This is a genomic window from Paenibacillus filicis (assembly GCF_038070315.1).
In the GTDB taxonomy this organism is placed as follows: domain Bacteria; phylum Bacillota; class Bacilli; order Paenibacillales; family NBRC-103111; genus Paenibacillus_G; species Paenibacillus_G filicis.
Window position 1 is genome coordinate 57412 of record NZ_JBBPCC010000016.1, and the last position, 25208, is coordinate 82619.

Genomic DNA, 25208 nt, shown 5'->3' on the forward strand with positions numbered 1-25208 from the left:
TCTAACGGTAAGCTTATCGTTCCCGGACGTCCTCAAGGGCATGCACACCCCGCAAGACCACAACGGATAGAGAAACTAATTATCTTTATTGGGCTTTTTAGGCGGCTTGCGCGAATCTGGGGGATTCCCCTTCTTTCCATCATCTTTTCCTTTCCCCTTGTCTTTCTCTTTCTTCGGTTTTTCCTTGTCCTGCGCTTCCTTCTTTTCTTGGTCTTCCTTTGCCTTCAGCGCCTTGTCCTGCTCTTCTTGGGCCTTCTTTCGCTCCTGCTCCAGACGGAGCGCTTCTTCCTGGGCACGGATGACCTCGGGAGGAACGGGGAATGGTTTGACCTCCACCCCTTGCAGCGCACGCGTCATGATCTCCCGGAACAACACGGCAGGGACGGAGCCCCCAGAAGTGGTCAGGTAGTGATTGCGGTCGGTCTGGTCGTACCCGACCCAGATGGCTGCCGTCAGCTCGGGTGTAAACCCGACGAACCAGGCATCCTTGGCGCTGTTCGAGCCTGCGGCGGCGAATTCTTCTGTCGCCGGCAGCTGCGTTGTTCCCGTCTTGCCGGCAACAGGCCGGCCGCCGAGCTGAGCTGCCGTCCCTGTGCCGGAAGCCACAACCTCCTGCAGCAGCGCGGTCAGCGTGTAAGCGTGGAAGGGCGGAGTGACGGCGGTCTGCTGCGGCTCTGCCTGAACGAGCAGTTGGCCGTCCTTCGTCGTAATTCGTTCAATCGCATGGGATTCGACCCGTATCCCTTGATTGACAATCGAGCCGTAGGCCTGAGCCATCTGCAGCGGGGAAACCCCTTCGCTTAATCCACCCAGAGCCAGGCTCAAGTGCCGATCTTGCTCGGACAGAGTTATGCCTGCCCGGCGCAAATAATCCAGTCCGCTATCCATGCCGATCTCATGGAGCAGCCACACTGCAGGAATATTCCAGGAGCGAACGACGGCCTCTTGAAGCGAGACCTCTCCACGAGTTTGACCGTCCCAATCCCGCGGCCGATAGCCAGCAATGTCCAGCTCACCGTCGAACAGCGCAGACTGCGTTGTATAGCCCTGCTCCAAGGCCGGGCCGTAGACAGCCAGCGGCTTGAAGGTCGATCCGGGCTGGCGTTTCATCTCCGTGGCCCGGTTGAAGCCCCGGTAGGTCTGCTCGCCGCGTCCGCCGACGATCGCGCGGATGCCGCCCTCACTTGGATCGAGCAAGACGGCTGAGCCTTGAACGATCCGTTTGTCCGAGCTTGCAGGGAACAAAGCATCTTGGGCGAAGACTTCGTCTGCCGCTTGCTGCACTTTCAGATCCATTGTCGTGTAGATGCGCAGACCCATCGTCAGAATTTGCTGCTCGGTAAAACCGTATTTGCTTGCAGCCTCATCCATCACAAGATCGACGAAGGCTGGAAACTTTCCTTTCAACGACTCTCCGTTATCGGTATGCAGTTCGATGGGCACAGCCACAGCCTTATCGTATTCGTCTTTGGTGATGGCTCCCTGATCTTGCATTAGCGACAGCACGAGGTTGCGCCGTTCTAGGGCGGCTTCGGGATTGCGCAGCGGAGAGAAGCGGGTCGGAGACTTAGGCAGTCCCGCCAGCAGCGCCGCTTCGGGGAGCGTAAGCTTCTCCACCGACTTGCCGAAATATTGCTGCGCCGCCCCCTGTACCCCCCAGCGTCCTTCGCCAAAGTAAATACTGTTCAGGTACAGCTCTAGAATTTCGTCCTTGCTGTACGAGACATTGATTTTGACGGCATATCCCAGCTCCTTGATTTTACGCAGGAGTGTTTTATCCGAGGACAGAAACAAATTTTTGGCGAGCTGCTGGGTAATCGTGCTCCCGCCTTCTTCCATGGACCTCGCCTGGAGATCGCGCAGCAGCGCGCGTCCCATCGACCTCAGGTCGTAGCCGCGGTGCTCATAGAAGCGCCGGTCCTCTACGGCGATGATGGCAAGCTGCAGCGACTTGGGGATCTGGGATAACGGAACGGGCTCAATTCGAGAAGAAGACAACTGGGAAACCGGCTGTCCCTGCCGGTCCATGACGAAGCTGGGCTCAGGAAGCGGATGCTCCAGCTTGCTGATGTCCAGACTGCTGACTGAGCCCGCCAGAAGTCCCATCGAGATGATCAGAAGCAGCATCGCCGCAATGAAAATCCAGAGCACGGTCCGCGACCGCTTGCGCCGCTTGGCCGGTACTGTCTCGGCTTCCCGGGCTGTAGGAGCGGGGCGCGAAGTGCCGGGCCGGGAGACGGCCTCGTCTGAACGGCCTGCAGCTTCCGTGGTAGGATGAACCCAGGCTGAGCGCATCGCGCGGGCCGGGGACGAAGGGAACGGGGGGGCTTGCTTATCGGAAGACTGGGGAGCTTTCATCGATGACTGACCCCCTTTGCTGACATTGTACGATGTCTGATAGATGTTAAGGTTATGCCGCCCCATAGACGCGATGCGGAGCTTGTCCGGTTCGCGGGGCTTTAAGTTATTCGCAGACTTCTTTGATTTTGACAGGGTAGTCCCATGAAAATAGGGCTCCGATCCGGCTGGTTGCGCCGGTGGATGCCCTATCTTCTTCATTCTGGGATAGCGATGAGACAGCTTGACCGAATGGCAGTCACTTATTGCAGCGGGTCGGGGGACATACCGCTTTCACGTACCTGAGCGCTGGTGCGCATGTTGGCCATAGATCGGCCCAGCCGCTTGACCTCCGCTTCATTACTGGCCATTCTCCCGTTCATGGGGCTCTGGGCAGGCTGGGAGCTTGTCTGGAAGGAGCCAGTGTCCATATAATCGGCGATATCCACTAAAATTTCGTCTGCAGCTCCTGCTATCGCAGCAGGTATCTCGCCTTTGCCGGCAAAGGAAGCTTCATTTAAGTTAATATGGGTCAGGCCGTTATCTTGAGTTCGTGCATACAAGCGGAAAGGGTATATTCTCGAAGAGGAAGGATCCCGGAACGACAGCTCATAGACGACGCCCGTAGGGGCTGAAGATTGGGTGAAGCCTAGCGTAGCAAGCGTACGGTGAACATGGGCGAATGGCTTGGCGATCGACGGCAGCGTTTTTCTACGGGACATGCATGAACACTCCTTCGATGGTAGACTTCGGCGCATGAAATCAGTCAGGCAGCTAGGTAGAATTCGCCGAGTACCCTTTATTTAACCGGATCGAACAAGCTTGAAACTTCGGAAGTCCTGTCGAGAAACGCACCGAACCCGCCGTAAACCCGCTTCCTTGGAGGCAGCGGATACGGCGGGTCAGGGTCAGATGTGATATACTGGGCATAACTGGTTATATCAATCCGACGAGCTGGAGCCCCTGCCGGATGCCGTCCTGAGAGCTGGCGGCTGTCACAAGATCGGCCAGCTCCTTGACCTCATCCGGGGCGTTGCCCATCGCGATGCCAGTTCCGACGAAGGACAGCATTTCCTTGTCATTCAAGCCATCGCCGAAGGCGTAGCATTGCTGCGGAGCGGCACCGAGCAGATCCAGCAGCTTGCGAATCCCGACGGCTTTGGAACCGCCGGAGGGCAGTACGTCGGCAGCCAGCTCATGCCAGTGGTAAAACCGGTAGTCGGGGAAGTTCTCCGCATAAAGCTGCCGGTCGGTATGGGGACAAAATAAATAGGCCTGATACACCGGGGAATGCTTGTAGAATAACGGGTCTACCGGCGGATATTCCAGGTTCAGTGAGCCAAAGCTTGAATGAAGCAGAGGATGGGCCGCATGGCTTGCACATAGAGCGGCCTCGCTGCTGAACCCGACACAATGTCCGCGGTCGTGGGCGAACGTATGCATAGCTTCCAGGCGCTCCGGCTCCATCGGTGTCGCATGGACCGTCCGGCCCTGGTAGACGACGTATTGGCCGTTGGCCGAGATATAGGAATCAATGCCCAGTTCCTCACGCAGCCAGACGAATTGGCTGGGCATCCTGCCTGTTGAGATTAAGGTATGAACACCGCGGTCCTGAAGCTGCTTGACGGCCTGCTTGGTTGATTCGGGCAATTGGTTACGGTGGTCGAGCAGCGTTCCGTCAATATCAAAAAATACATAAGTATCCGTTGTTGGCGCCATAGATGGTTTCCTCGCTCCGTATAGTCTTTGCGACATCCGTCACGCCGGTACGCCCCGGAAGGGAGTGGTCGCATGATCGTTACTCCCTGCTCCCGGAGGGAACCCGTCACGCCGTCTTGCCGCAGTTGAAGCGACGCCGCCCGTCGGTTCCCCGCCATCCCAACTTAGGTTCGGCAGGGATCGTTGAACGGTTATCGTTCGCTTCCAGCTCATCTTAATTTGTGAAATGCATTTCATGTCAAGCCATTTTTTCGATAACGGAAAAGGGTGGGACCTATGGCCAATATCAAACAAATCGCCCGGCAGGCGGGCGTGTCCGTCGCCACGGTCTCCCGGGTACTGAACGGGCATCCGTATGTATCGGAGGCCAAGCGGCGGGCGGTGGAGGCAGCGGTAGAGGCGCTGAACTATGCGCCCAATGCCAACGCCATCCATCTGATCAAAGGCAAGACGCAGATGATCGGTGTGCTGCTGCCGTTTGTGAACCATGCTTATTTCGCCACACTGGTCGAAGGAATCGGGATCGGAGCACTGCAGCACCAATACCGGCTGCTGCTCTGTCAGACGAATTACGAGGAAGCGAAGGAGCTTGAGGTGCTGGACATGCTCAAGATGAAGCAGCTGGACGGGCTGATCGTCTGCTCCAAGGCCTCCTCCTGGGACAAGATCCAGTCGTATGCGGCCTATGGACCCATCGTAGCCTGCGACGATGCCGGAGACCGGCCGATATCGTCGGTGTATATCGACCACTACCGGTGCTTCGAGCTCGGCATGCGGTATCTAATCGGGAAGGGCCACCGGCGGATCGGCTACTGCCAGAGCCGGCCCGACAGCAACAGCGGGCTGCAGCGGCGGCGTGCTTACGAAAACCTGCTGGGAGAACTGGGAGAACCGCTGAGGGAAGAGTGGATGCTTAGCGACTGCGTCCATATGGAGGACGGTGCGGAGGTGATCGACCGGCTGCTGCAGTTGAGGGAGCGTCCGACGGCCCTGCTCGTGTCGGGAGATACCGTGGCAGGAGGGGTTCTGGCAGAAGCGGAACGAAGGGGCATCCGAGTGCCCGAGGAGCTGGCCATTGTCGGTCTGGATAATCAGCCGATCGCCAGAGTGCTGGGTATCACCACGATCGACAATCAGGTGGGATCGATGGGACAGGTGGCCGTCCGGCTGCTGCACGACAGGATCAGCGGCCGGGCGGGACAGTTCGAGCGGCTGGAGCTGTCTTACCGCTTGTTGGAGCGGCAAACCGTCTGAGTCTGTCCCGGGCATCGGAAGCTAGCCCATGCCCCGGGTGAAGGCGCGGACAGGCTAGGAGACGGGGGACTTGCTCCCGGTGCGGCGCAGAGCGCTCCAGGTCAGCATCGCGCAGCAGAAATCGACCAGGCTGAGGGCGATGAAGATCGGCTTCACCATACCGAGGATGTAGAACACGATCATGAATACCGGGATGGAAGCTCGCGTGTATACGGTCAGATAGAAAAAGCCGGTTATGTTCTGACGGGCGGTCTGGTAATAGTAGAACGCCAGAAACAGCATAAACATGCCGATCATGCGCAGCCAGATATAGCTCTCCGCCTGAAAGCCTAGCAGCTCGGCGAGCAGCCCCGGGCCCAGCAGCAGCGTGAGGCCCAGCACCCCAATGTAGAAGCCGAAATAATAGATGGTTTTAGCGGGCAAGGACACGCGATAACCCCCTGAAACATGGTATGATAGCACTGGTTACAGACATGAAAGGAAAGCGAGAATAACGATGAGAATCAATAAATACATTAGCGAGACCGGTCTTTGCTCCCGAAGGGAAGTCGACAAGCTGGTAGAAGCGGGACGGATCACGATCAACGGTGTCAAGGCTGAGCTGGGCAGTCAGGTGGATGAAGGCGATGACGTCCGGGTAGACGGCCGGCCGATTCATGCCAAGACCAAAGCCGTATATATAGCTTTGAATAAGCCGGTCGGCATCACCAGCACGACAGAGCGTCATGTACGCGGGAACATTGTCGATTATGTCGGTCACGCCGAGCGGATCTTCCCGATCGGCCGTTTGGATAAGGACTCTGAGGGTCTGATTCTGATGACCAATGACGGCGATATCGTCAATAAGGTGCTGCGTTCCGAGAACGAGCATGAGAAAGAATACATCGTCACCGTGGACCGGCCGCTTACCGCCGGGTTCCTGCAGGGCATGTCGAGCGGCGTACGCATCCTGGGGACGATGACCAAGCCCTGCCGGATCAGCAGGGTGGACGAGCGGACCTTCCGCATCATCCTCACGCAGGGGCTCAACCGCCAAATCCGCCGGATGTGTAGCGCCTTCGGCTACGAAGTGCGGCGGCTTAAGCGCGTGAGGATTATGAATATCCACCTGGCCGGCCTGCCGGCCGGCAAGTGGCGCGAGCTGACCGAGACGGAGCTGTCCGAGCTGCTTCGTCTGATCGGCCACGAGCCTACGCGTTAGGCGGCAGGAAGCATCAGCCGTTGAATTTGTAGCCAACTCCCCGAACCGTCAGAATATACCGGGGATCTGTCGGATTCGGCTCGACTTTTTTTCGAAGATTACTGATATGCACGAGCAGGGTCCGGGTGTCCCCATTGCTGTCCACACCCCAGGTGAGCTTGTACAGCTGCTCCAGAGAAAGCACCTTGCCCGGTGTCCGGGCGAGATGCAGGAGCAGGTCGAACTCCTTGGAGGACAGCGGGACGGGCTGCCCGTTCAGCTTGACCGTGCGGCTGAGCAAGTCTACCTCCAGGCCCGGGAACGAGAGGATCTGGGCCTCCTCTTTGTGCTGCTCCAGCAGCTGGCTGCGGCGCAGATGTGCCTTGACGCGGGCTACAAGCTGGCCCGGGCTGAAGGGCTTCGTCATATAATCGTCGCCCCCGATGCTGAAGCCGAGGATGATATCCATATCCTCACTCTTGCAGCTGAGGAATAGGATCGGGGTCGTATAGTGCTTACGGATCTGGCGGCATACTTCGATACCGTCGAGCTCTGGCAGCAGGATGTCGAGAATGACCAGATCAGGTCTGTGCTCGCGTACCATCTCGATAGCTTCCGCTCCACTGGAGGAGCATAATACGTTAAATCCCTCTTTTCTTAAATATAGAGTAATGAGTTCGACGATTTCGGTTTCGTCGTCCACGATCAGTATCTTTTCTCCAGACATCAAGTTCTCCTCCAACTGGCCTTGCAAGGATGAATGGTCCGTTCCTGAAACATTTCTCGAGAAAGAAAGTGGTATCCATTTCCAGAAACTATTCCTATTATAAATGGTTTTGGGTCGTGATGGCTATAGTTTTGTTCATTCTGCTCTTTGTAGGTCCATTAAAGTATTTTTCTACGCCTTCGGACCTACGGTTGACGGCTAAGGCAGGGGAGCTGGACTTGCAGGGATATGATTGGGAGCAGCGTCCCAGCATACGGCTGAACGGCGAGTGGGAGCTGTACTGGCGGCGCCTGCTCACACCGGAGCAGTTGCCCGTTCCGGCGCAGCTGTCGGGACCGCCGAACCTGGTGAAGCTGCCGGCTCACTGGAATAATCACAGCCTGCCTTCTGAGGAGAAGAGCGGAAAAGGCTTCGCCACGTACCGGCTGAACGTCGCGCTGGACCCCTCAACCCGGATGTTCGCTTTGCAGATTCCCTATATCCGAACCGCCTATAAGGTGTGGATCAATGGAGTGCTGATGGCCGAGGTGGGCAAGGTCGGCAGTGACCTGGCTTCCTCCTCGCCCGAGTATGCGCCGCGGGTGGTGCTATTCACGCCCTCGGAAGGCCGCGCGGAAATTGTGATGCAGATTTCGAACTTTCACCACTGGAACGGCGGGCCCGGAAATACCCCATATCTTGGCTGGGCCAGCAAGGTGGATGCCGAGCTCAAGACGAGCCTGGGTCTGGATATGATCGCCGTCGGAGGATTGCTGGCTATCGGCGTTCATTATATTGCCCAGTTCGTGCTGAGGCGCAAAGAGATGGAATCGTTCTGCTTCGGAATATTTTGCCTGCTGCTGGGCACCAGGGCTTTATTCGTCAGTGAAGAAATCGTGACTCACGGAGAGATAGGCCTCTCCTGGGCGGATTCCTTGCGGATCGAGAACATCTGCCTGTTTCTCAGCGCTCCGGCCATCGGCATGTTCGTGTATCTGCTGTATCCCAAGGAGGTCTCCAGGCTGCTGGCGCATCTGATTATCGGACTTGGTGTGGGCAGCACACTGCTTGCTGTCATGCTTCCGCCGCCTTGGATGACCTATGTCGTCACCTTCTTCCAGGGAGCTGCTTTCATCCTGGGGGCGTGCTTGCTGGCCTCCCTCGTCGTGGCTTGGCACCGCAGCCGGGAAGGGGCGATGTTTGTCATTATGGGCGCTGCTGCATGTCTGGGAGCGATGCTGGGAGATAAGCTGCTCGGCAATGAATATATTTACGTTGATCAGCTGTCTGCGATGGGACTGCTGCTGGGTACGCTGTGCGCATCGTTCATCCTGAGCGCCCGTTCCGCCAAGGCGATCACGTCTGTGGAGCTGCTGTCCAGGCAGATGCGGGAGCTCAATGCGGGCCTGGAGCAAAAAATCCGCGACCGCACCGCCGAGCTGGAACGCATCAACCGGAGCTTGGAGCTGGTCAACGAGGACCTGGCTCGGATGGAAACCTCGCGCCGCCATCTGCTGAGCAATATCTCGCATGATTTGGGTACGCCGATGACGCTGATCCAGGGTTATGTGGAAGCGCTGATGGACGGGGTGGTCATGCCGGAACAGCAGCAGAAATACTTGAAGCTGATCCACAACCGGATTCTCGGGCTCAGCCGGCTGATCAAGGACTTGTTTCAGCTCTCTAAGCTGGAGGCGAGACAGATGGAGTTCGATATTCAGACGGTCAGTACGGATGAGCTTATCCGGTTTTTCGATGAACGGTACGAGTTGGAGCTTGCGGGTGCCGGACTTGGCTTCGAGACCTCCGCTGCCGTGCTGCATCCCGGCGACGGAAAGCCTCCGATGGTGCGGATCGATATCAACCGGATTGATCAGGTGCTGACGAATATCATCTACAATGCGGTCAAGCATACGCCCCAAGGAGGCATGATCCTGCTCCAGTTCACCGTAGACGAGCATTCGCTGGTCGTACAGGTTCAGGATAACGGGAGCGGCATCGCGCCCGAAGATTTACCGTATATCTTCGACCGGTTCTACAAGAAGGACAAGTCCCGCAATACTTCCGGCGGCGGAAGCGGTCTCGGGCTTGCGATTGCCAAGGAAATCATCGATTTTCATGGCGGCCGGATCTGGGCGCACAGCCGGCTCGGTCAAGGTGCCAGCCTCGCTTTTATGCTGCCCTTGGTGAAATAGGACAGCCTGAGCGAGATGGGCGGCCTCTGCCCAGCGCGAAGCTCTGGCTGACCTGCACGGCGCAGCAGCTCAGATGATCTCACCTAAGCCCCTTGCTTAGGATGGCCCTCCCCCGCGCAGTAAGGACAGCCGGTAATCCGTCGGCGATGTCTGATAGTGCCGCTTGAACTGCTTGGAGAAGTGCAGCGGGTCCTGGAAGCCGACGGACGAGGCGACCTGCTCGACGGTCAGCTCCGGGCGCTCGCGCAGCAGATGGCGCGCTTTGTCCAAGCGGAGGCGAAGCAGGAACGTCACAGGGCTGACGCCTGTATGCGACTTGAAGAGTGTGGACAAGTACGCCCGGTTATAGCCTAGAGCTTCGGCCATCAGCTCGATGGTGATCGGCTCGGCATATTGTGCGGATAAATAATGCAGGGCCTGCTGCACGACGCGTGCTCCTCCGCTCTCCGCGGCGGGCTGGCCCGGCTCGACCGGCTGCAGCGCCCGGGCGAACTCGGCCATGGCGAGATGCAGGCAGCCTGCCGCTTGCAGCGATGCGCCTGCCGCTCTCGTCTGAAAGGCCTCCTGCACCTGCCTGAATAGGGCCGGAATACGCCGGTTGCGCGGCGTGCGCACGACGAGCTGGCGAGAGCCCAGTCCGGTCTGGCTGAGCAGCCCCGGTGCCGATTCCCCTCTGAAGGCGATCCAGCGGTAGTGCCAAGGGATCTCAGTATCTGCCGTATACTGAACCAGGGTGTCCGGTTCGATCAGGAACGTATCTCCGGCTCCCAGCTCGTACTCTCGGTCTGCACAGGTGTAGGTGCCCCGTCCGGACAGCACATGGTGCAGCAAGTAGTAATCAACGACCTTGGGTCCAGGCTTGTGGCCGGGCTTGGTCTGGCTGTTGCCAGCGAACAAGACGACCAGTCCATGCTCGTCTCCGGGCGCAGATGGGTTGGAGACGACATAATAGCTGTCCTTGCGATTATCGGGGGATGACAGGTCAGTCAGCTCCTTAGGGTGCTCAGAGGGACAGGCAGGCTCAATGGCCGCGTCCGGTCCAGCTTGTCCGATTAGGGAAGGCTCTGCCCTTCAAGCGGGATTCCCATTAACCCAAGTATAGTGCTCTAGCTAACATTTTTCCATATAGAACTGACATCATTCCATAGTTTTCGGAGCATCCGGAGGCTATACTGGAATCAAGAAACAAGCAAGCGGGGTAGACGGATGGGCAGGCGGAATCCCTACCTAATCTTACAGTTGAGGTGAAGCCCACAATGGCGGATATTCAAGCTTTGCAGGAACGGTTTATTTCTTTATACGGAGCGGACAGCGGGCACCCGGTTCATGTGTTTCACGCACCGGGGCGCGTCAACCTGATTGGCGAGCATACAGATTACAACGGCGGTTATGTGTTCCCCGCGGCCTTGACCTTCGGCACGACGCTGCTAGCGCGGAGGCGCGATGACCGGCAGGTAGGACTGGCATCCACGAATTTCGATCTTCACCAACATATTTCCATTTCAGACCTGGCCAATGATCCGGCGCATGACTGGATGAATTATCCCAAGGGGGTCATTCGCGAGCTTCAGCTGGCTGGCGTGGACGTCGGCGGCTACGATCTGCTGTACAGCGGAGCGATTCCGAACGGAGCGGGTCTATCCTCCTCGGCTTCCATTGAAGTGGTGACGGCCTTCGCGCTGCTGACACTGGAAGGACAGCCGATCGATAAGGTTAAGATCGCGTTGCTCGCTCAGAAGGCGGAGAATGAGTTCATCGGTGTCAAATGCGGCATTATGGACCAGTTCGCCGTCGCTAATGGCAAGAAGGATCATGCTGTGCTGCTGATGTGCGATACGCTGGAGTACCGGCATGTGCCGTTCCAAAGCGGCGCCTACAAGCTGGTCATCGGCAATACGAATAAGAAGCGCGGGCTGGTGGACTCTGCTTACAACGAGCGCAGAGCGCAGTGCGAGCAGGCGGTAGCCGAGTTACGTGTGCAATACCCGGAGCTAACCTTGCTCGGACAGCTTACGCTAGCTCAGTATAACGAGGCGGAGCATCTGATCGGGGACGAGGTCGTCCGCAAGCGCGCCCGCCACGTGGTGGAGGAGATCGATCGCGTCCTGCAGTCGATCGAGGTATTGGAGCGCGGCGACCTGGAGGCTTTCGGCCAACTGATGAATGGCTCGCATGCTTCGCTGCGAGATCTGTATGAGGTCACGGGCTTCGAGCTGGACTCGATGGTCGAGGCGGCTTGGAAGGTGCCGGGTGTGCTGGGAGCGCGGATGACAGGCGCCGGCTTCGGCGGATGTACGGTTTCTTTGGTCCATGAGGATAGCGTGGAGCGTTTTATCGAGGAAGTAGGCAAGAGCTACCAGGCACAAACCGGGCTGGAAGCGAGCTTCTATGTGTGTGAGATTGGCAACGGTGTAGAGCAGTTGGATAGATAAGATCCGGTTAGACGGACCTTGTACCCATAAACGAAAGGAGAGAGGAACATGGCGGTATTGGTAACGGGAGGCGCGGGCTACATCGGCTCGCATACGGTAGCGGAGCTGCTGGAGCGCGGCGAGGAGGTTGTGATCGTCGACAGCCTGCAGCAGGGGCACCGGGAAGCCGTGCTGGGCGGCAAGCTGTACGTGGGGGATTTGCGCGACAAGGCTTTTCTGGGGAAGGTATTTGAGGAGAACGACATCGACGCGGTCATTCACTTCGCGGCGAGCTCGTTGGTCGGGGAGAGTATGAAGGACCCGGGTAAATATTATCATAACAACGTGTATGGTACCTTGTGCCTGCTGGAAGTGATGAATGAGCATCAGGTCAAGCGTATCGTCTTCTCCTCTACGGCGGCTACTTACGGCGAGCCGGAGCAGGTGCCGATTCTGGAGACGGACCGGACGCTGCCGACCAATGCTTACGGCGAAACGAAGCTGGCGATGGAGAACATGATGAAATGGTTCGACACCGCACATGGCATTCAATATATCTCGCTTCGTTACTTCAATGCGGCCGGCGCACATGAAGGTGGCCGGATCGGCGAGGATCATGATCCGGAAACGCATCTGATTCCGATTATTCTGCAGGTGGCGCTCGGCAAGCGCGCGCATATCTCGGTATTCGGGGATGACTATGCGACACCGGACGGTACGTGCATCCGCGATTATATTCACGTGACGGATCTGGCGGATGCTCATATCCGGGCCGTGGGCAAGCTGCGCGAAGGCGGCGCGAGCCGCGTCTACAATCTGGGCAACGGCAAGGGCTTCTCCGTGAACGAGGTCATCGAGATCGCACGGCGTGTAACCGGACATCCAATCCCGGCCGTGATCGAGCCGCGCCGCGCTGGGGATCCGGCGTCCCTCGTGGCTTCCTCGGAACGGGCGCGTACGGAGCTGGGCTGGGCCCCTCAGCGGGACTCTCTGGAGCGTATCATTGCTTCCGCTTGGGCGTGGCATCAAGCTCGTCCCGACGGCTATAACGACTAAGCCTGCATCAGGCATATCAGATAAGGAGTACCCGTCAGCCCGGAGAGCTCTTCAATCGGCTCTCTATCCGGCCCGGCGGGGGTCCGGGATCAGGAGTGGATCAGATGAGTACGACAGATAGCTATACTGCGCATGATGACGCTGCCCGCAAGGCTGCTGGCGATATCGAACGACTGCTGCAATTCGGCGTAGCCCGCGGCCTGCTGGAGCTGCTCGATGTGCTGGAGGCACGCAATGCACTGCTGGATCTGCTGCAGTTGGAGGAGCCTCATGGAGGCGAATGGACGGACGTGCCTGCGGAGAGCGTGACTGAGCTGCTGGCACCGTTATTGGATTATGCAGTCCTCACCGGCCTGCTGGCCGAGGATAACACGACACTGCGTGATTTGCTCGATGCACGCATCATGGGCGCGCTGATGCCGCGTCCGTCGGAAGTGGTGCGCAGGTTCCGGGAGACCGCAGAGCGTGAGGGGATCGAGCGTGCGACGGACGATTTCTACCGCCAAAGCATCGACTCGAACTATATTCGGATGGACCGCATCGCCACCAATCAATATTGGCAGACACCCACTGAGTACGGCAAACTGGAGATTACGGTCAATCTGTCCAAGCCGGAGAAGGACCCCCGCGAAATCGCCATGCTGAAAAACGCCAAGGCCAGCCATTATCCCAAATGCTTGCTCTGCGTGGAGAATGTGGGCTATGCGGGCCGTCTCAATCATCCGGCTCGCCAGAATCTGCGCGTGATCCCGGTAGAGCTGACGGGAGACCCGTGGTTCCTTCAATATTCGCCCTACGTCTACTACAACGAGCATAGCATCATCTTCGATAAGCAGCATCGGCCGATGAAGATTTCGCCGCATTCGTTCGAGCGGCTTCTGGACTTTGTGGATCAGTTCCCGCATTACTTTATCGGCTCCAATGCCGATCTGCCGATTGTGGGAGGCTCGATTCTGGTTCACGATCACTTCCAGGGCGGACGTCACCGCTTTCCGATGGAGGAGGCTCCGGTCGAAGCGAAGTTTGCCAGCCGGGCCTACGACGGAGTGAAACTCGGTATCGTCAAGTGGCCTCTGTCGGTCATCCGCATCTCCAGCCGCAGCCGCTCGGAGCTGCTGGGGCTGGCCGTACACATTCTCGATAGCTGGCGCGGCTACAGCGACTCGGCCTGCGAGATTCTGGCTTTCACGGAGCAGGCGGGTGCACCGGTGCCGCATAACACGATCACCCCGATCGCCCGGATCAACGGAGAGGGTGAGTATGAGCTGGATTTGGTACTGCGCAACAATCGCACCAGCGAGGAGCATCCCGACGGCATCTTCCATCCTCACCAAGACCTGCACCACATCAAGAAGGAGAACATCGGCTTGATCGAGGTGATGGGGCTCGCGGTGCTGCCGGGTCGTCTGAAGGAGGAGCTAGAGCTGGCTGCCGGACTGCTGACCGGCGAGACGCTCCCCGCTGCGATCGAGGGCGACCCAGAGCATCCGCTGTACAAGCATGCCACATGGCTGCAGGAGCTGATCGGCAAGCACGGCTCCGCGCTGACCCGTGAGCAGGCGGCTCTGGTGCTGCAGGACGAGGTCGGACGCAAGTTCGAGCGGGTGCTGACCGATGCAGGCGTATTCAAGCGGAGCGACTCGGGACGCGAAGGATTCGTCCGGTTTATCCACCAGCTCGGCTTCGAGTAAAGCGGGAGGCTGTTGCAGATAGCGAGGCTGCACCCCTGTAAGGGACTTCATTCCTGTTCAAGCAGATGTGAGTTTAATAAAAAGAACCCCGATTTCGCCAATGATCAGGCGGGATCGGGGTTCTTCGTGCATGGCCCATGCAAGCAGGGTGACAGGGCTAGACTAGAAAAAAGCGGCTTAGCCGTTCTGTTCGGTTACCCAGATACAGAGTGGGCTGCCAACCATCTGTCGAAAGCTCAAGGTCAATCATCTCCAGGTGGGAAGCGTCATGATCTTCCTGTGGGAACAGGCTATTTAAGGTATGAATCAACTGATCCGACAACGATTCGAGCCATGCTTCGGAATAAGAGTTCTCGGGCAGATTGACAGGTATCGACCGATCCTCCCAATAAATACGAAACAGCATAGCTAACTTCCCTTCGATTGAGCTGTTCTAAGCTGAACGGAGCGCAGGGCTCTTCCTTGAACAGTGTAGCAATCGGGTCTATACGAAAACTATACAGGGGGAGACTGGCGGCAGCTTGTCCCGCGCTGGCGGCTTATGGGGACAGCGGATTTTTCTTGAGAACCCGGAACATGACGGTCGTCCCCCGGCCGGCTGTGCTCTGGATCACGAGCCCTTGGCCATAGAGCTGCTTCAACCGGCGGTCGATATGGCGCAGGCCGATGCCGGAGTTCAGATTCGCATCAGGCTGGAGCAGCAGAACCAGCTCCTCTGCTTCGATGCCTACGCCGTCATCGGTTACAGCAATCTCGGCATACTCGTCGAACTCTGTAATCCGGATCGTGATCTGGCCGCCTTGCACCCTTGCCAGCACCCCATGCTTCACGGCATTTTCCACCAGAGGCTGTATCGACAATGGCGGGAGCATCAGGTCCATGCCCTCGTCAATTTCCCAGACGACGTTCAGTCGTTCTTCGAATCGCTCCTTCTCGATAAACAGATAGGAACGAACCAGGTCCAACTCATGACGGAGCGGTACCAGGCGATCGGCATTGCGGGAGTTGAAGCTAGCGCGCAGGTAATGGCCGAACTCGGCGAGCAGCGCACGCATGCGCAGAGTATCAATCTCGCTGAGCGCTCCAATGGAGTTGAGCGTATTGAACAGGAAGTGGGGCTGAATCTGCGCCTGCAGAAAGGCTGCTTCCATCCGCAGATGCTCGCGGGTTGATCTTTTCATCGTCGTCAGAGCCAGCACGCGGCTTTTCAGCTCCAAGGCATTCAAGGGCTTGGTCACGTAGTCGTTAGCTCCTGCTGCAAACCCGCTCTGCACGTCCTCCGTACCGCTGCCGGCGGACAGCAGCAGCAGGGGCAGTTCGGAGTGGGAGAACCGCTGACGGATGACCTTGGCCAGCTCATAGCCGGACATATGCGGCATCCTGACATCGGTCATGATCAAGTCCCAGTCCTTGGTTTCCAGAATGGATAGAGCCTCTACGGCGCTGGTTGCAGTATGCATATCATAGCTTTCCGCCGTCAAGATATCCTTCAAGATCGTCAGATTGACAGGATCGTCATCGACGACCAGAATTGCAGGGCGATCTTTTGTCCAGTGTCCGCTCGCTGCTGGGCTAGCTGGAGCATCCATTTTGGACTGCATAGGCAACTCCAGACCTGGCTTTTGTCTCTCGTTCTGCCCCTCGGCTGCTTCTAAGGAAGCTTTCTGATCCGATGGGAAGGATGCGGCAGGCGGTAGCGTGAAGGAGAAAACGGTTCCTGCCCCCGGCGAAGAGACTGCCTCCAGTGCGCTGCCATGCAGCTCCAGAAGCTGCCGGGAGATGCTTAGGCCCAGCCCGTTACCATCGCTTATAGCGGTGATGCTGGGATCTCCCTGTTCATAAGGGAGCAGTACACGCTCCAGCGTGGCCGGGTCCATCCCGATACCCGTATCCATAATACGGATGCGAGCCCTCCCTTGCTCCAGCTCGGCTTCCACGGTGATGCTGCCCTCGTTCGTGAATTTGATGGCATTATGAAGCAGATTGAATACGATCTGAATCAATCGGTTCTCGTCTGCCTGAACGGCGGGGAAGGCATCTGGAATATTCACGATGAGACGTACTTGCTTGCCCTCAGTCATAAAGCGCAGCAGATCGATGACGCCGGAGGCGACGGCCTGGAGCTTGACGCTGCCCAGCTGCAGCCGGATGCCCCGGTCCTGAAGCCTGGTCAGATCGAGCAGGTCATTCAGCAGGAAGGACATCCGCCGGCCGACGGAGATCAGCAGGTCCATATCGGATGAGCTTTTCTGACCGATGGATGCCTTCTCCCGCTCGAGCACCGTCTGGGCGATTTGAATCATCCCGTGCAGGGGGTTGCGCAGCTCATGTGAGGTGCTGGTAAGAAAATCATCCTTCCGTTTCATCGCTTGCTTGAGCTTCCAGGCGAGCTTTTCCGTTTCCGTCGCAGTCCGGATGTAGCGCTTGAACCAGAAGGCGGCAAAAGCTAGGAAGCAGAGGAGCAAGTCAAAGGGGTAGAAATTGATCTCAGGCATGCGCGTGTTCTTAATGACTTCCCAGACAGCGCTGTTGGCGACAGCGGCGGCTCCCATCATAAGAAAGACGATGTCGGCCTGCTCCTTCATCAGATCCCGCAGGAATACCCACGGGAACAGAATGGCGGCGAGCCAGATGACGATGAGGACAGGCTGTACGTAAGGCTGCAGCAATAGAAGCGGCAGACTTAAGACCAGTACTGCTATCGCCGCAAAGATCCACACTGCGGTGCGTAGATGCCGTTTCTTGCTGGATTCTGGCATCAGGCTGATGAAGAAATGAAGCAGCAGTCCGGGGACGAGGAGCATTGTCAGATCATAAAGCTTCTCTCCCCACTCGTAGCTGATAGGCAGCCAGACGAGCAGCAGCTTGTCATCGTCAAGCAGCACCATCAGAACAGCTGAGATCACCAGCAGCGTCAGGGTGACCAAGGACTTCTGTCGGATACCGAGCCCAAGCAGCAGAGCGGCATAAAGAATGTGCACGATCAGCACCACGACAACGGCCAGCTGCATGTTTCGGGAGAAGGTCTCTTCCTTATCCACGATGAATCCGCCGCCGAACTTCACAGGCTGCATGATGCCACCGGCCATGGAATTGGCGTAGTTGGCCGCCTGGATAATAACCTCGATCTCGCTTCCTTCCACCGTGAAGAAGGCCGAGAAGGGAACGTTCCTGGCTACCGTCTCCTCCGGATCTGCTGCAGGGTGTCCGGACTGCATGCGCAGCTTTCCGTTGACGTATAGAGCAGCTGATGCCGGTAGGCTCGGAATACGTATACCGAACCCTTGGCCCGGCATCGGATCGATATGAATCAGTAGCCGGTAAGAGGCGTAACCGAACATGGGTGGTCCGGAGGAAGAAGGAAGGGCTGCTCCCCAATTGCCAGGAACGTTCAGATAGCTCCTTCCGGCCATGGATTCGGGAGCCTTCGCGGTCTGCGGCGTTAGTAGGAGATTGGGGTAAAACTCCCATTCACCGTTCAGGGTAATGGCGCGTTGGCCCGTGAGATTCATTCCGGTCAGATCGATATGTCCCTTATCGGCCCTGGGATGCTCGGGAATAAGATGAGTCTCGATCCAGATGGCCCGTATGGCGTTCATGCCTATTAGAAATAGAAGGATAGTGATCAGTAGGGTTCTTTTTTTCATCATGTGTATTATTTTTCGACAACAGAAAGGCGGACTCCTTCTACAGAAAGTCTGACTAGGGCTACCGCTCCTCTACAACGATGCTGCAGATTTTCCGATAATAAAGGAAAAGAGAGGTTATCCGAGCTTTGGAGGATTCGAGGCTGTTGTGAACGAAGGTACATCTAGAGAAGAGGACTAACCGCAGGAAATGGAGGAATTGCTCATGCGGGCGATTTTAGTGGATGACGAAAGGCTGGCCTTGATGCAGCTTAGACATATGCTGGAGAAGATGATCGGCGGCGTAGAAGTAGTGGGCATGTACACCAATCCTAGCGAGGTACTGGAAAGTGCAAGGGAGCTGCAGCCGGATGTCGTATTTCTCGATATCCATATGCCGGAAATAAACGGTCTCCAGTTGGGGAGCAGCCTGCAGCAGGCGCTGCCGCGGACGGAGATTGTGTTCGTGACGGGTTACGATCAATACGCGGTGAACGCATTTGAATTATATGCGTTAGATTATGTGATGAAGCCAATCCAGCAGGACAGGCTCCATCAGACGGTGAAGAGATTGCAGCACATGCTGGAGAAGCAGGAGAATATGGAGGCTGGGCCGGTGTTCGTGGATATGCCGCCTAGAGTGTGCTGCTTCAACCGCATCAGTTTCCAACGGCCCGGCCAGTCCCCTGAGCCTGTGAAGTGGAGGACCAGCAAGGCCCAGGAGCTGTTCGCCTATATGCTTCATCACAGGGAGCAGTTTCTCGCGCGGGACACGCTGGCGGAGCTGCTATGGCCGGACTTCGATGGACCGCGGGCGGCGCAGCAGCTGTACACGACGATCTACCACATTCGTCAGACGTTGAAGAACATGGGGCTGGAGGCAGTGACGATTGCCGGCAGCGGTATGGAGATCGGCTATACGCTCTCCATGGGCAAGGCGAGACTTGACTGTGAGGAGTGGGAAGAAGGTGTGAAGGCTCTGCAGGCCTTGACCGAGCAGAACGTACAGGAGCATGAGCGTATGCTGGGGCTTTACAAGGGCGATTATCTCGGGCAGCTGGATTACCTGTGGGCGGAGAATGAACGGGAGCGGTTGCGGCGGATATGGCTGCAGCAAGCTGAGCGGCTCAGCGATTTTTATGCCGGTCAGAATAGCACGGAAGAGGCTATCCGGCTGTATCAACGGATGCAGCAGTTGTTTCCTTACGAGGAATCCGGCTATTTCTCCCTCATGAAGCTATTTGAATCGCAGGGCAATTGGAATGCTGTCAAGGAGCTGTATGCGCTGCTGTTGTCCAAGGTCGGCAATGACCTGGAATCTCCCATTAGCGAGTCGATCACGGACTGGTACAACGAACGCAGCAGGCAGAAGGCTTAGTTCGGGGAGGATAGGAAAGCTAGCATGGGCCCGGCCGATCGTGTGTCGCGGGCTCTTTTTGGCATGCGTTTTCCCTGAAGTCCCAGCCAGCTCACCCTGGTTTGAGTCTGAAGTATCAGCTCAGCAGGGGAGGTACTCTATCGAAAGTCACACCCATTTAGTAAAAAATACAAGAAATCTTAGGTAGAATTACATAAAAAGAGATGAAAGTTTCGTAAATAATGTTATAATATATGACATATAGAGAAACCAGTCGAAGGTGGGGTGGGCGCAAATGTTAGATTGGCTAGGGTTTCGCAAGGGGTTGCCTCTCTGGTGGTCGTATCGTTTGAACCGGGGGCTCAGGCAGGACGTTGAGGATATTTTCGAGGGGATTGCGGCTACGCGGCAAGAGCTGTTGGTCAGTTGGGCCGATGAGTATTGGGGTCACCTGGACCGGCTGCTGGAAAGGCTGACGGCCAGTGCGCCTCCTACGGGGGACGGGGAGTCGTTCTGCTCCGGTCCGGCTGCGGCACAATGGGAAAGTCATTGTCTATCGACGCGCCAGCAGGCGCCGGATTTCTCCGAGCTGTTCGTGCTCAGCGAGCAGGGCGAGGTCGTGTGCTCTACCTTCGGAGCCCATCGCTCGGTCGTGTATGGAGGACAAAGTGTACTGGACAGGGGACTGCAGTACGCCCGTGGGGAGAAGGGGGCACGCCGTTGTCTGTATGGGCCGTATGCCGACCCGATGACAGTGAGAATCGGACCGAGCACATCCAGCTTTCATGACGAGATGACCTTGTTGTTCATTGTTCCGATCGTGGAGGCAGGTGTGTGGCGGGGGGCGCTCTGCGGAAGGGTGCCTAACGATGTGATCGGAGATCTGATCCAGCGGGAGTCTGGTCACGTGTATCCCGACTCCGGGGACAACTACCTGTTCATGGCTTCGGCCGGCCTGCAGAAGCATGTTGCGCCTGGTACGGCGCTATCGCGCAGCCGGTTTGAGGACCGGACCTTTACTCATGGAGAGAATCTGAAGGATGGCGTGACGACAGATTGGGGCCTGGTGACGGTGAAGAACCATACGGAGCTGGAGCTGAGATTTACCGATCCGGCGACCGGAGAGCTTCATCCCGGCGTTGCCAATACGATAGAGAACGGCAGCAATCTGTTCGTCGCCTTCCCCGGCTATTCGGACTATCGGCATATTCCGGTGATCGGCAAGGGGGTCACCTTCCGGCTTCCTCATTGTCCTGATGTATGGGGGATGATGTGCGAAGGAGATCTGGAGGAGGTCTACCGGATTCGCGGCATGAACTGGCGGCTGTTCCGGCTGCAGCTGCCCGGAGTCGCAGGAGCTGCAGCGGGAGCTGCGTTACTGGTCGGTCTGCTGGCCCGTGAAGATGCTCCCTTCTGGCTGACAGGTCTTGCGGCCGGTCTGCTGCAGGTCGTATTCGGCCTGCTGATCGCCTTGCTCGTCTACCGGCGCGGCAGTGCGCCGATGACCAGGCATCTTCAGCGGATCGCGCGGTTTATCCGCATGAATGCGGAGGGGAAAGGTGACTTAACCCAGCGGCTGCAGCCGGATCAGTTCCAGGGGAACGAATCGCGCGAGCTGGCCAAGTGGATCAACAATATGATCGATTCGCTGGAAGGTATTATGCTGCAGGTGAAGCGGGCGGCGGCCGATGTGCTGTCCAGCCAGCGGTTGCTGAATGAATCGACGGATACGACGGCTGGTTCGACGGAGCGGATGAATGTCAAGATTCACGACATGATCGGAAGTCTGCGCAAGCAGTTGAAGGATATCGATCAAGCGAAGGTAGCTGTGGAAGAGATGAAGCAGACGCTTCGCGAGATCGAAAGCCATGCCACCGGTCAGATCGCGGTGGCACAGCATGAGGTGGAACGGATTGGCGGCAAGATGTCTCATATCTCGGCCAAGGTGGAGGAGACGAACCGGACGATTTCGACCTTCATGGAGACGACCCAGCAGATCCGCACCGTGCTGCAGGTGATTGAGGAGATCTCCGCGCGCACCAATCTGCTCGCGCTCAATGCTTCTATCGAGGCTGCGCGGGTTGGAGAGCACGGGAAGGGCTTCGCTGTTGTAGCTGCGGAGATCCGCAAGCTGGCAGATCTGACCCGGCAATCCACGGAGGAAATCGGGGGTACGGTACAGGACATCTATGCGAATGCAGAGAAGGCATTTGCCTCGATGGAGGAAGGGACCAAGGTCGTTGAGGAAGGCAGTCTGCTGGTGGCGGCTGCTTCCGATCTGCTCCATAACGCCTCGGGCAATGATTCGCTGAAAATGCAGGTGATTGACGAGGTGGTGCGGCTGATGGAGCGCATCGCAGAGATCAGCAAGGATAATCGGGTCATCTCCCGCGAGGTGGAGGGCAATGTCCAGGAGCTGATGGCCGATACGGGCCAGGTGAAGCTGACCAGCAAGCGGGTCGAGTCCATCACGGCGTTTCTGGAGCAGCTGGTCAACCAGTTCCATCTGAACGAATCGCGCATCCGCTAATGCTCACGCCAACAGGCGACCGGGACGGACCCGGTCGCCTGTTTCTGCTATGAACAACTATTACGGATTCTCCGGCTTCGTCTTGGGCTCGATCTGGATATGCCCGGACTCATGCGTCACGGAGTTGATCTCGATACCCTGTCTGGCAAGGCTGGAGCGGATGAGGTGTTCGTCCTCCGTCGGGAATACGTAAGCCGGCCGGTTCTCGCTCCGATGCACCAGCTGCTCGGCTACCTGAAGCAGCTTCTCCATCGAGAACGGCTTCCGCAGATACGTCTCGCCGACCTTCTCGCGGTATTCCGGAGGCGGCTCCATAGCGGATGAGACAATGACCGGCGTACGGTGCAGCTGGGGATGACGGTACAGCTCAGCGATAAAGTCCCAGCCGTTCTTGGCGCCCTCCAGCCCGATATCTACAATGCACAGCTTTGGTGGCGCCTGAACGCTGTTCTCCAGAGCGAGCAGTCCTTCCTCTGCAGAACGGAGGTGGACGGTCTTGAGCTGCATCTTCTGCAGCCCAACCTGGATCAGCTTGGCCAGATTCTCGTCATCCTCCAACAGCAGGATGCCATGGTCAGCGCTCGCGCCTTGATACGTGGACAGGGTGATGGTGAATACGCTGCCCTGGCCCATGAGCGAATCGAAGGTGATCGTTCCCTGATGGGATTCCACAATCTCGCGTACGATGGACAGGCCGAGTCCGGTTCCTCCGATCTGACGGCGGTCGGAGTTATCTACACGGTAAAACTTGGAGAACAGCTTGTCCTTGGCGTCTTCCGGGATGCCCAGTCCGTAGTCCTGCACGCGCAGGGTGACGGTGCCGCCGCTCTCCTCTAGCGAGACATCCACCCGGTCCGCTTGAGGGGAATACTTGGTGGCATTGCTGAGCAGGTTATGCGCCACCTGCATCAGCCGGTCGGCATCTGCGCGCACCCAGATCTCGCGACCAGGGGTACTTAGGTGAACCTTATGGCCTTGCTTGCCATTCCACTGGTCGACCACCTCGTGGAGCAGTCCGCCCAGCTCGAGCGGGAGCAGACGGTATTCCTGCTTACCGGCTTCCATGCGCTGCAGGTCGAGGAAATCGTTGATGAGCGTGGACAGGCGGCCTGCTTCCTTATACACGGTCTGCAAATATTTCTGCTGCTTGTCCGGCGTCAGCTGCCGGTGCAGCAGGATCTCGATAAAGCCAAGCACGCTGGCCAGCGGTGTCCGAAGCTCATGGGAGACGATGCTGATGAATTCGTTCTTCAGCTCGTCGATTTTCTCCTCTTCCGTACGGTCCCGGATAACGAACAGGTAGCCTTGAGCATTCTGCAGGGATGCCTCACCGACCCGGGTTGCATACAGCTCGACGAATCTGCGCTGTTCGCCGTCGGTTTCGATCGGGAAGCGCTCGGTAAACTTATGGAGTCTTCCGTTCAGAAGCTCCTCGAAGGCCGACATGACCTGAGGGGCCGATGTGGAGTCTGCGAGCATCTCTCGTCCGAGAGCCAGGACGGACTCGCCTACGGGCGAATCCAGACCTGTTAGTTCAAGCATCCGCGGGTTCACGAACTGGATGCGGCCTTCGCTGTCGCACATCACCATGCCCTCGTGCGTCGATTGCAGGATGTTGCCAATCACATCTCGCTGCTCCTGGATCAACAGCTTCTCCTGCAGCAGCTGCAAGTTAAGCTGCTCCAGCCTGGCAGCCTGACGGCTTCGGGCCTCGTTGGCCTGCTGGACCATGAAGGCGAGTCCGAATTGGCGGATAAGCCCCTGGGCGATCCGCATTCTGTGCTCGAATGAGCTCACATCGTAGCCCGTCAGCATCAGGAATCCGATGCTTTCCTGCTGGTCGTTGAACAGAGGGAAGTAATAATCGACAGCCTTCTCGATGCCTTGATGGAAGCCGCGCTCCGCCGCCGACAGCTGTCGGACGGACTCGAGCATCCGCTTCTCCTGGAGTACGCGTCTTGCGGTTCCGTAGAGCTCGCTCTCGCGGACAGCTGGCAGCTTGGACGGGTATCCGATCGAGAACACCGGTTCGAACAGCGGGTTTTCCGCATCCGTCTGCTTCGCAGATTCGTTGTCCGCTGCTTCGCCATCCGAGCTCCAGGCTGTCCGGCTTAGTACGAGCATGGCGGAATCCAGCTTGAGCGTTTCCAGCAGAGCCGGGATCGAATCGCGGAGGAAAGCCTCCAGATGTGCGGAGCCGCTCAGCTTCTCCTGGTAGCCGCTGATCGCCTCCAGCTCGTGTTCGCGCTCGGATAGCTTCTCCAGCGTAGCTTCCTGTTCTTCCTGCTGGGCGATGATCTCTTCGTTCTGAATTTCCAGGCTTTCGGCCATGTAACGGTACGTTTCTTCGCTCTTGCGCAGTGCGCTCTCCGCCCGACTGGCCCGCAGGAACACGAAAATGGAGAACAGGCCGACGCCTAGTGCCAGCACGCCGCCGATGCCGATGACCAGGCGGGCAAAGCGTTCCGCCATCCGGGCCGACTGACGCGCATCCGTAGCGATCGTCTCAATCTCATCCTTCAGCTCGATCTGTATTTGGCGGAAACTGTCCATGTAGGTTTTGCCGTTCTGGATACGGCGCAGGGCTTCCTCGCGCTGTCCGCTATCGATCAAGTTGATCTGGCTTTCGTAATAGCTCTGCAGGTTCTGAATAAACGGAAGTGCCTTCTCCGTCATGATCGGTTGGAGCTGCGGATAGGCTTCTTCGAATTCGGTCATCCGCTTGAGATCGAGCTGCAGCCTTGTTTTGCCCAGGCTATAAGGCTCCAGGAAAGCATGGTCGCCGGACAGCTCGTAACCGCGCAGACCGGTCTCCATATTGATCAAGTCGATCAGCAGATTGTCTGCCAGATCGTTGACCGGAATGACGGAGTCCACCAGACTGTTCAGCTTCTCCTCTGTATTGGAGGAAGCGATGAAGCTGGTCAGGCTGATCAGAGCGAGCAGTGCGACCAGAACGATCGGGTAAATAATAGACGTACGGGAACGGGGTATCTTCACTACGTGACCACCTTACATCAAAATAAATAAGCATTCCTTACACAGTTCGACAAATCCTGCCAGATTCCTCTATCCGGGAGGCGGCGGAAGTTGCGATTGCGCTCCGTGCGAAGGTGCCTTACAATAAACGTATCTCATGTCATATA

The 25208-nt window shown here is 57.5% G+C and carries 19 protein-coding genes; 8 read left to right on the forward strand and 11 right to left on the reverse strand.

Features of this window, described 5'->3' with window-relative positions; genetic code table 11:
• Positions 1 to 75 precede the first annotated feature (75 nt).
• From WMW72_RS22470 to WMW72_RS22490, 5 genes are all read right to left on the reverse strand, one after another.
• Positions 76 to 2358, reverse strand: coding sequence for a PBP1A family penicillin-binding protein (locus WMW72_RS22470; protein WP_341417815.1), 2283 nt, complete (start codon positions 2356 to 2358; stop codon positions 76 to 78).
• Between the two features lie 242 nt (positions 2359 to 2600).
• Positions 2601 to 3059 carry a hypothetical protein gene (locus tag WMW72_RS22475; RefSeq protein WP_341417816.1) on the reverse strand — a complete coding sequence of 153 codons (459 nt, stop codon included), beginning with the start codon at positions 3057 to 3059 and terminating at the stop codon, positions 2601 to 2603.
• A gap of 52 nt (positions 3060 to 3111) precedes the next feature.
• Positions 3112 to 3267 (reverse strand): hypothetical protein, encoded by a 156-nt coding sequence (locus WMW72_RS22480; protein ID WP_341417817.1) that lies wholly within the window; start codon positions 3265 to 3267, stop codon positions 3112 to 3114.
• Positions 3268 to 3273: 6 nt separating this feature from the next.
• Positions 3274 to 4056 carry a Cof-type HAD-IIB family hydrolase gene (locus WMW72_RS22485; protein ID WP_341417818.1) on the reverse strand — a complete coding sequence of 261 codons (783 nt, stop codon included), beginning with the start codon at positions 4054 to 4056 and terminating at the stop codon, positions 3274 to 3276.
• Between the two features lie 39 nt (positions 4057 to 4095).
• Positions 4096 to 4269, reverse strand: a complete 174-nt coding sequence (locus WMW72_RS22490) for a hypothetical protein (protein WP_341417819.1) — start codon at positions 4267 to 4269, stop codon at positions 4096 to 4098.
• A gap of 63 nt (positions 4270 to 4332) precedes the next feature.
• On the opposite strand from WMW72_RS22490, the gene WMW72_RS22495 reads away from it, so the two are divergent.
• Positions 4333 to 5310 (forward strand): LacI family DNA-binding transcriptional regulator, encoded by a 978-nt coding sequence (locus WMW72_RS22495; RefSeq protein WP_341417820.1) that lies wholly within the window; start codon positions 4333 to 4335, stop codon positions 5308 to 5310.
• Between the two features lie 54 nt (positions 5311 to 5364).
• Here WMW72_RS22495 and WMW72_RS22500 read toward each other — a convergent pair whose 3' ends face one another.
• Positions 5365 to 5739: a hypothetical protein gene (locus tag WMW72_RS22500; protein WP_341417821.1), complete on the reverse strand. Its 375-nt coding sequence runs from the start codon at positions 5737 to 5739 to the stop codon at positions 5365 to 5367.
• 67 nt (positions 5740 to 5806) lie between these two features.
• Here WMW72_RS22500 and rluF point away from each other — a divergent pair, with 67 nt between their 5' ends.
• On the forward strand, positions 5807 to 6511 hold the full coding sequence (gene rluF, locus WMW72_RS22505) for a 23S rRNA pseudouridine(2604) synthase RluF (RefSeq protein WP_341417822.1): 705 nt from the start codon (positions 5807 to 5809) through the stop codon (positions 6509 to 6511).
• 13 nt (positions 6512 to 6524) lie between these two features.
• Here rluF and WMW72_RS22510 read toward each other — a convergent pair whose 3' ends face one another.
• Positions 6525 to 7217 (reverse strand): response regulator, encoded by a 693-nt coding sequence (locus WMW72_RS22510; RefSeq protein ID WP_341417823.1) that lies wholly within the window; start codon positions 7215 to 7217, stop codon positions 6525 to 6527.
• 119 nt (positions 7218 to 7336) lie between these two features.
• Between WMW72_RS22510 and WMW72_RS22515 the strand changes: the two genes are divergently transcribed.
• Positions 7337 to 9391 carry a sensor histidine kinase gene (locus WMW72_RS22515; RefSeq protein ID WP_341417824.1) on the forward strand — a complete coding sequence of 685 codons (2055 nt, stop codon included), beginning with the start codon at positions 7337 to 7339 and terminating at the stop codon, positions 9389 to 9391.
• A 96-nt stretch (positions 9392 to 9487) separates the two neighbouring features.
• On the opposite strand, the gene WMW72_RS22520 is transcribed toward WMW72_RS22515, so the two are convergent.
• Positions 9488 to 10372 (reverse strand): AraC family transcriptional regulator, encoded by an 885-nt coding sequence (locus tag WMW72_RS22520; RefSeq protein WP_341417951.1) that lies wholly within the window; start codon positions 10370 to 10372, stop codon positions 9488 to 9490.
• Positions 10373 to 10647: 275 nt separating this feature from the next.
• Here WMW72_RS22520 and WMW72_RS22525 point away from each other — a divergent pair, with 275 nt between their 5' ends.
• The 3 genes from WMW72_RS22525 to WMW72_RS22535 all read left to right on the forward strand — a co-directional run bounded on the left by WMW72_RS22525 (position 10648) and on the right by WMW72_RS22535 (position 14549).
• Entirely contained in the window at positions 10648 to 11823 is a 1176-nt protein-coding gene (locus WMW72_RS22525; protein WP_341417952.1) for a galactokinase, read from the forward strand.
• Between the two features lie 48 nt (positions 11824 to 11871).
• Complete coding sequence (galE, locus tag WMW72_RS22530) at positions 11872 to 12858, forward strand: UDP-glucose 4-epimerase GalE (protein WP_341417825.1); 987 nt, start codon at positions 11872 to 11874, stop codon at positions 12856 to 12858.
• Between the two features lie 104 nt (positions 12859 to 12962).
• Positions 12963 to 14549: a UDP-glucose--hexose-1-phosphate uridylyltransferase gene (locus WMW72_RS22535; protein ID WP_341417826.1), complete on the forward strand. Its 1587-nt coding sequence runs from the start codon at positions 12963 to 12965 to the stop codon at positions 14547 to 14549.
• 157 nt (positions 14550 to 14706) lie between these two features.
• Here the strand turns inward: WMW72_RS22535 and WMW72_RS22540 are convergent, their stop codons facing one another.
• Complete coding sequence (locus WMW72_RS22540; protein WP_341417827.1) at positions 14707 to 14955, reverse strand: hypothetical protein; 249 nt, start codon at positions 14953 to 14955, stop codon at positions 14707 to 14709.
• Between the two features lie 133 nt (positions 14956 to 15088).
• Complete coding sequence (locus WMW72_RS22545; protein WP_341417828.1) at positions 15089 to 18148, reverse strand: ATP-binding response regulator; 3060 nt, start codon at positions 18146 to 18148, stop codon at positions 15089 to 15091.
• A gap of 253 nt (positions 18149 to 18401) precedes the next feature.
• On the opposite strand from WMW72_RS22545, the gene WMW72_RS22550 reads away from it, so the two are divergent.
• Positions 18402 to 19553: a response regulator gene (locus tag WMW72_RS22550; protein WP_341417829.1), complete on the forward strand. Its 1152-nt coding sequence runs from the start codon at positions 18402 to 18404 to the stop codon at positions 19551 to 19553.
• Between the two features lie 274 nt (positions 19554 to 19827).
• Positions 19828 to 22062, forward strand: a complete 2235-nt coding sequence (locus WMW72_RS22555; RefSeq protein ID WP_341417830.1) for a methyl-accepting chemotaxis protein — start codon at positions 19828 to 19830, stop codon at positions 22060 to 22062.
• Between the two features lie 60 nt (positions 22063 to 22122).
• Here the strand turns inward: WMW72_RS22555 and WMW72_RS22560 are convergent, their stop codons facing one another.
• Positions 22123 to 25062 (reverse strand): ATP-binding protein, encoded by a 2940-nt coding sequence (locus WMW72_RS22560; protein ID WP_341417831.1) that lies wholly within the window; start codon positions 25060 to 25062, stop codon positions 22123 to 22125.
• Between the last annotated feature and the right edge of the window lie 146 nt (positions 25063 to 25208).

Bases quoted from the DNA above. Each gene is read 5' to 3' on its own strand.
- WMW72_RS22550 (WP_341417829.1), top strand. From the start codon at position 18,402: ATGCGGGCGATTTTAGTGGATGACGAAAGGCTGGCCTTGATGCAGCTT.
- WMW72_RS22485 (WP_341417818.1), bottom strand. From the start codon at position 4,056: ATGGCGCCAACAACGGATACTTATGTATTTTTTGATATTGACGGAACG.
- WMW72_RS22470 (WP_341417815.1), bottom strand. From the start codon at position 2,358: ATGAAAGCTCCCCAGTCTTCCGATAAGCAAGCCCCCCCGTTCCCTTCG.
- WMW72_RS22515 (WP_341417824.1), top strand. From the start codon at position 7,337: ATGGCTATAGTTTTGTTCATTCTGCTCTTTGTAGGTCCATTAAAGTAT.
- WMW72_RS22545 (WP_341417828.1), bottom strand. From the start codon at position 18,148: ATGAACGCCATACGGGCCATCTGGATCGAGACTCATCTTATTCCCGAG.
- WMW72_RS22525 (WP_341417952.1), top strand. From the start codon at position 10,648: ATGGCGGATATTCAAGCTTTGCAGGAACGGTTTATTTCTTTATACGGA.
- WMW72_RS22540 (WP_341417827.1), bottom strand. From the start codon at position 14,955: ATGCTGTTTCGTATTTATTGGGAGGATCGGTCGATACCTGTCAATCTG.
- WMW72_RS22555 (WP_341417830.1), top strand. From the start codon at position 19,828: ATGTTAGATTGGCTAGGGTTTCGCAAGGGGTTGCCTCTCTGGTGGTCG.
- WMW72_RS22490 (WP_341417819.1), bottom strand. From the start codon at position 4,269: ATGAGCTGGAAGCGAACGATAACCGTTCAACGATCCCTGCCGAACCTA.
- WMW72_RS22480 (WP_341417817.1), bottom strand. From the start codon at position 3,267: ATGCCCAGTATATCACATCTGACCCTGACCCGCCGTATCCGCTGCCTC.
- galE (WP_341417825.1), top strand. From the start codon at position 11,872: ATGGCGGTATTGGTAACGGGAGGCGCGGGCTACATCGGCTCGCATACG.
- WMW72_RS22510 (WP_341417823.1), bottom strand. From the start codon at position 7,217: ATGTCTGGAGAAAAGATACTGATCGTGGACGACGAAACCGAAATCGTC.
- WMW72_RS22495 (WP_341417820.1), top strand. From the start codon at position 4,333: ATGGCCAATATCAAACAAATCGCCCGGCAGGCGGGCGTGTCCGTCGCC.
- WMW72_RS22535 (WP_341417826.1), top strand. From the start codon at position 12,963: ATGAGTACGACAGATAGCTATACTGCGCATGATGACGCTGCCCGCAAG.
- rluF (WP_341417822.1), top strand. From the start codon at position 5,807: ATGAGAATCAATAAATACATTAGCGAGACCGGTCTTTGCTCCCGAAGG.
- WMW72_RS22475 (WP_341417816.1), bottom strand. From the start codon at position 3,059: ATGTCCCGTAGAAAAACGCTGCCGTCGATCGCCAAGCCATTCGCCCAT.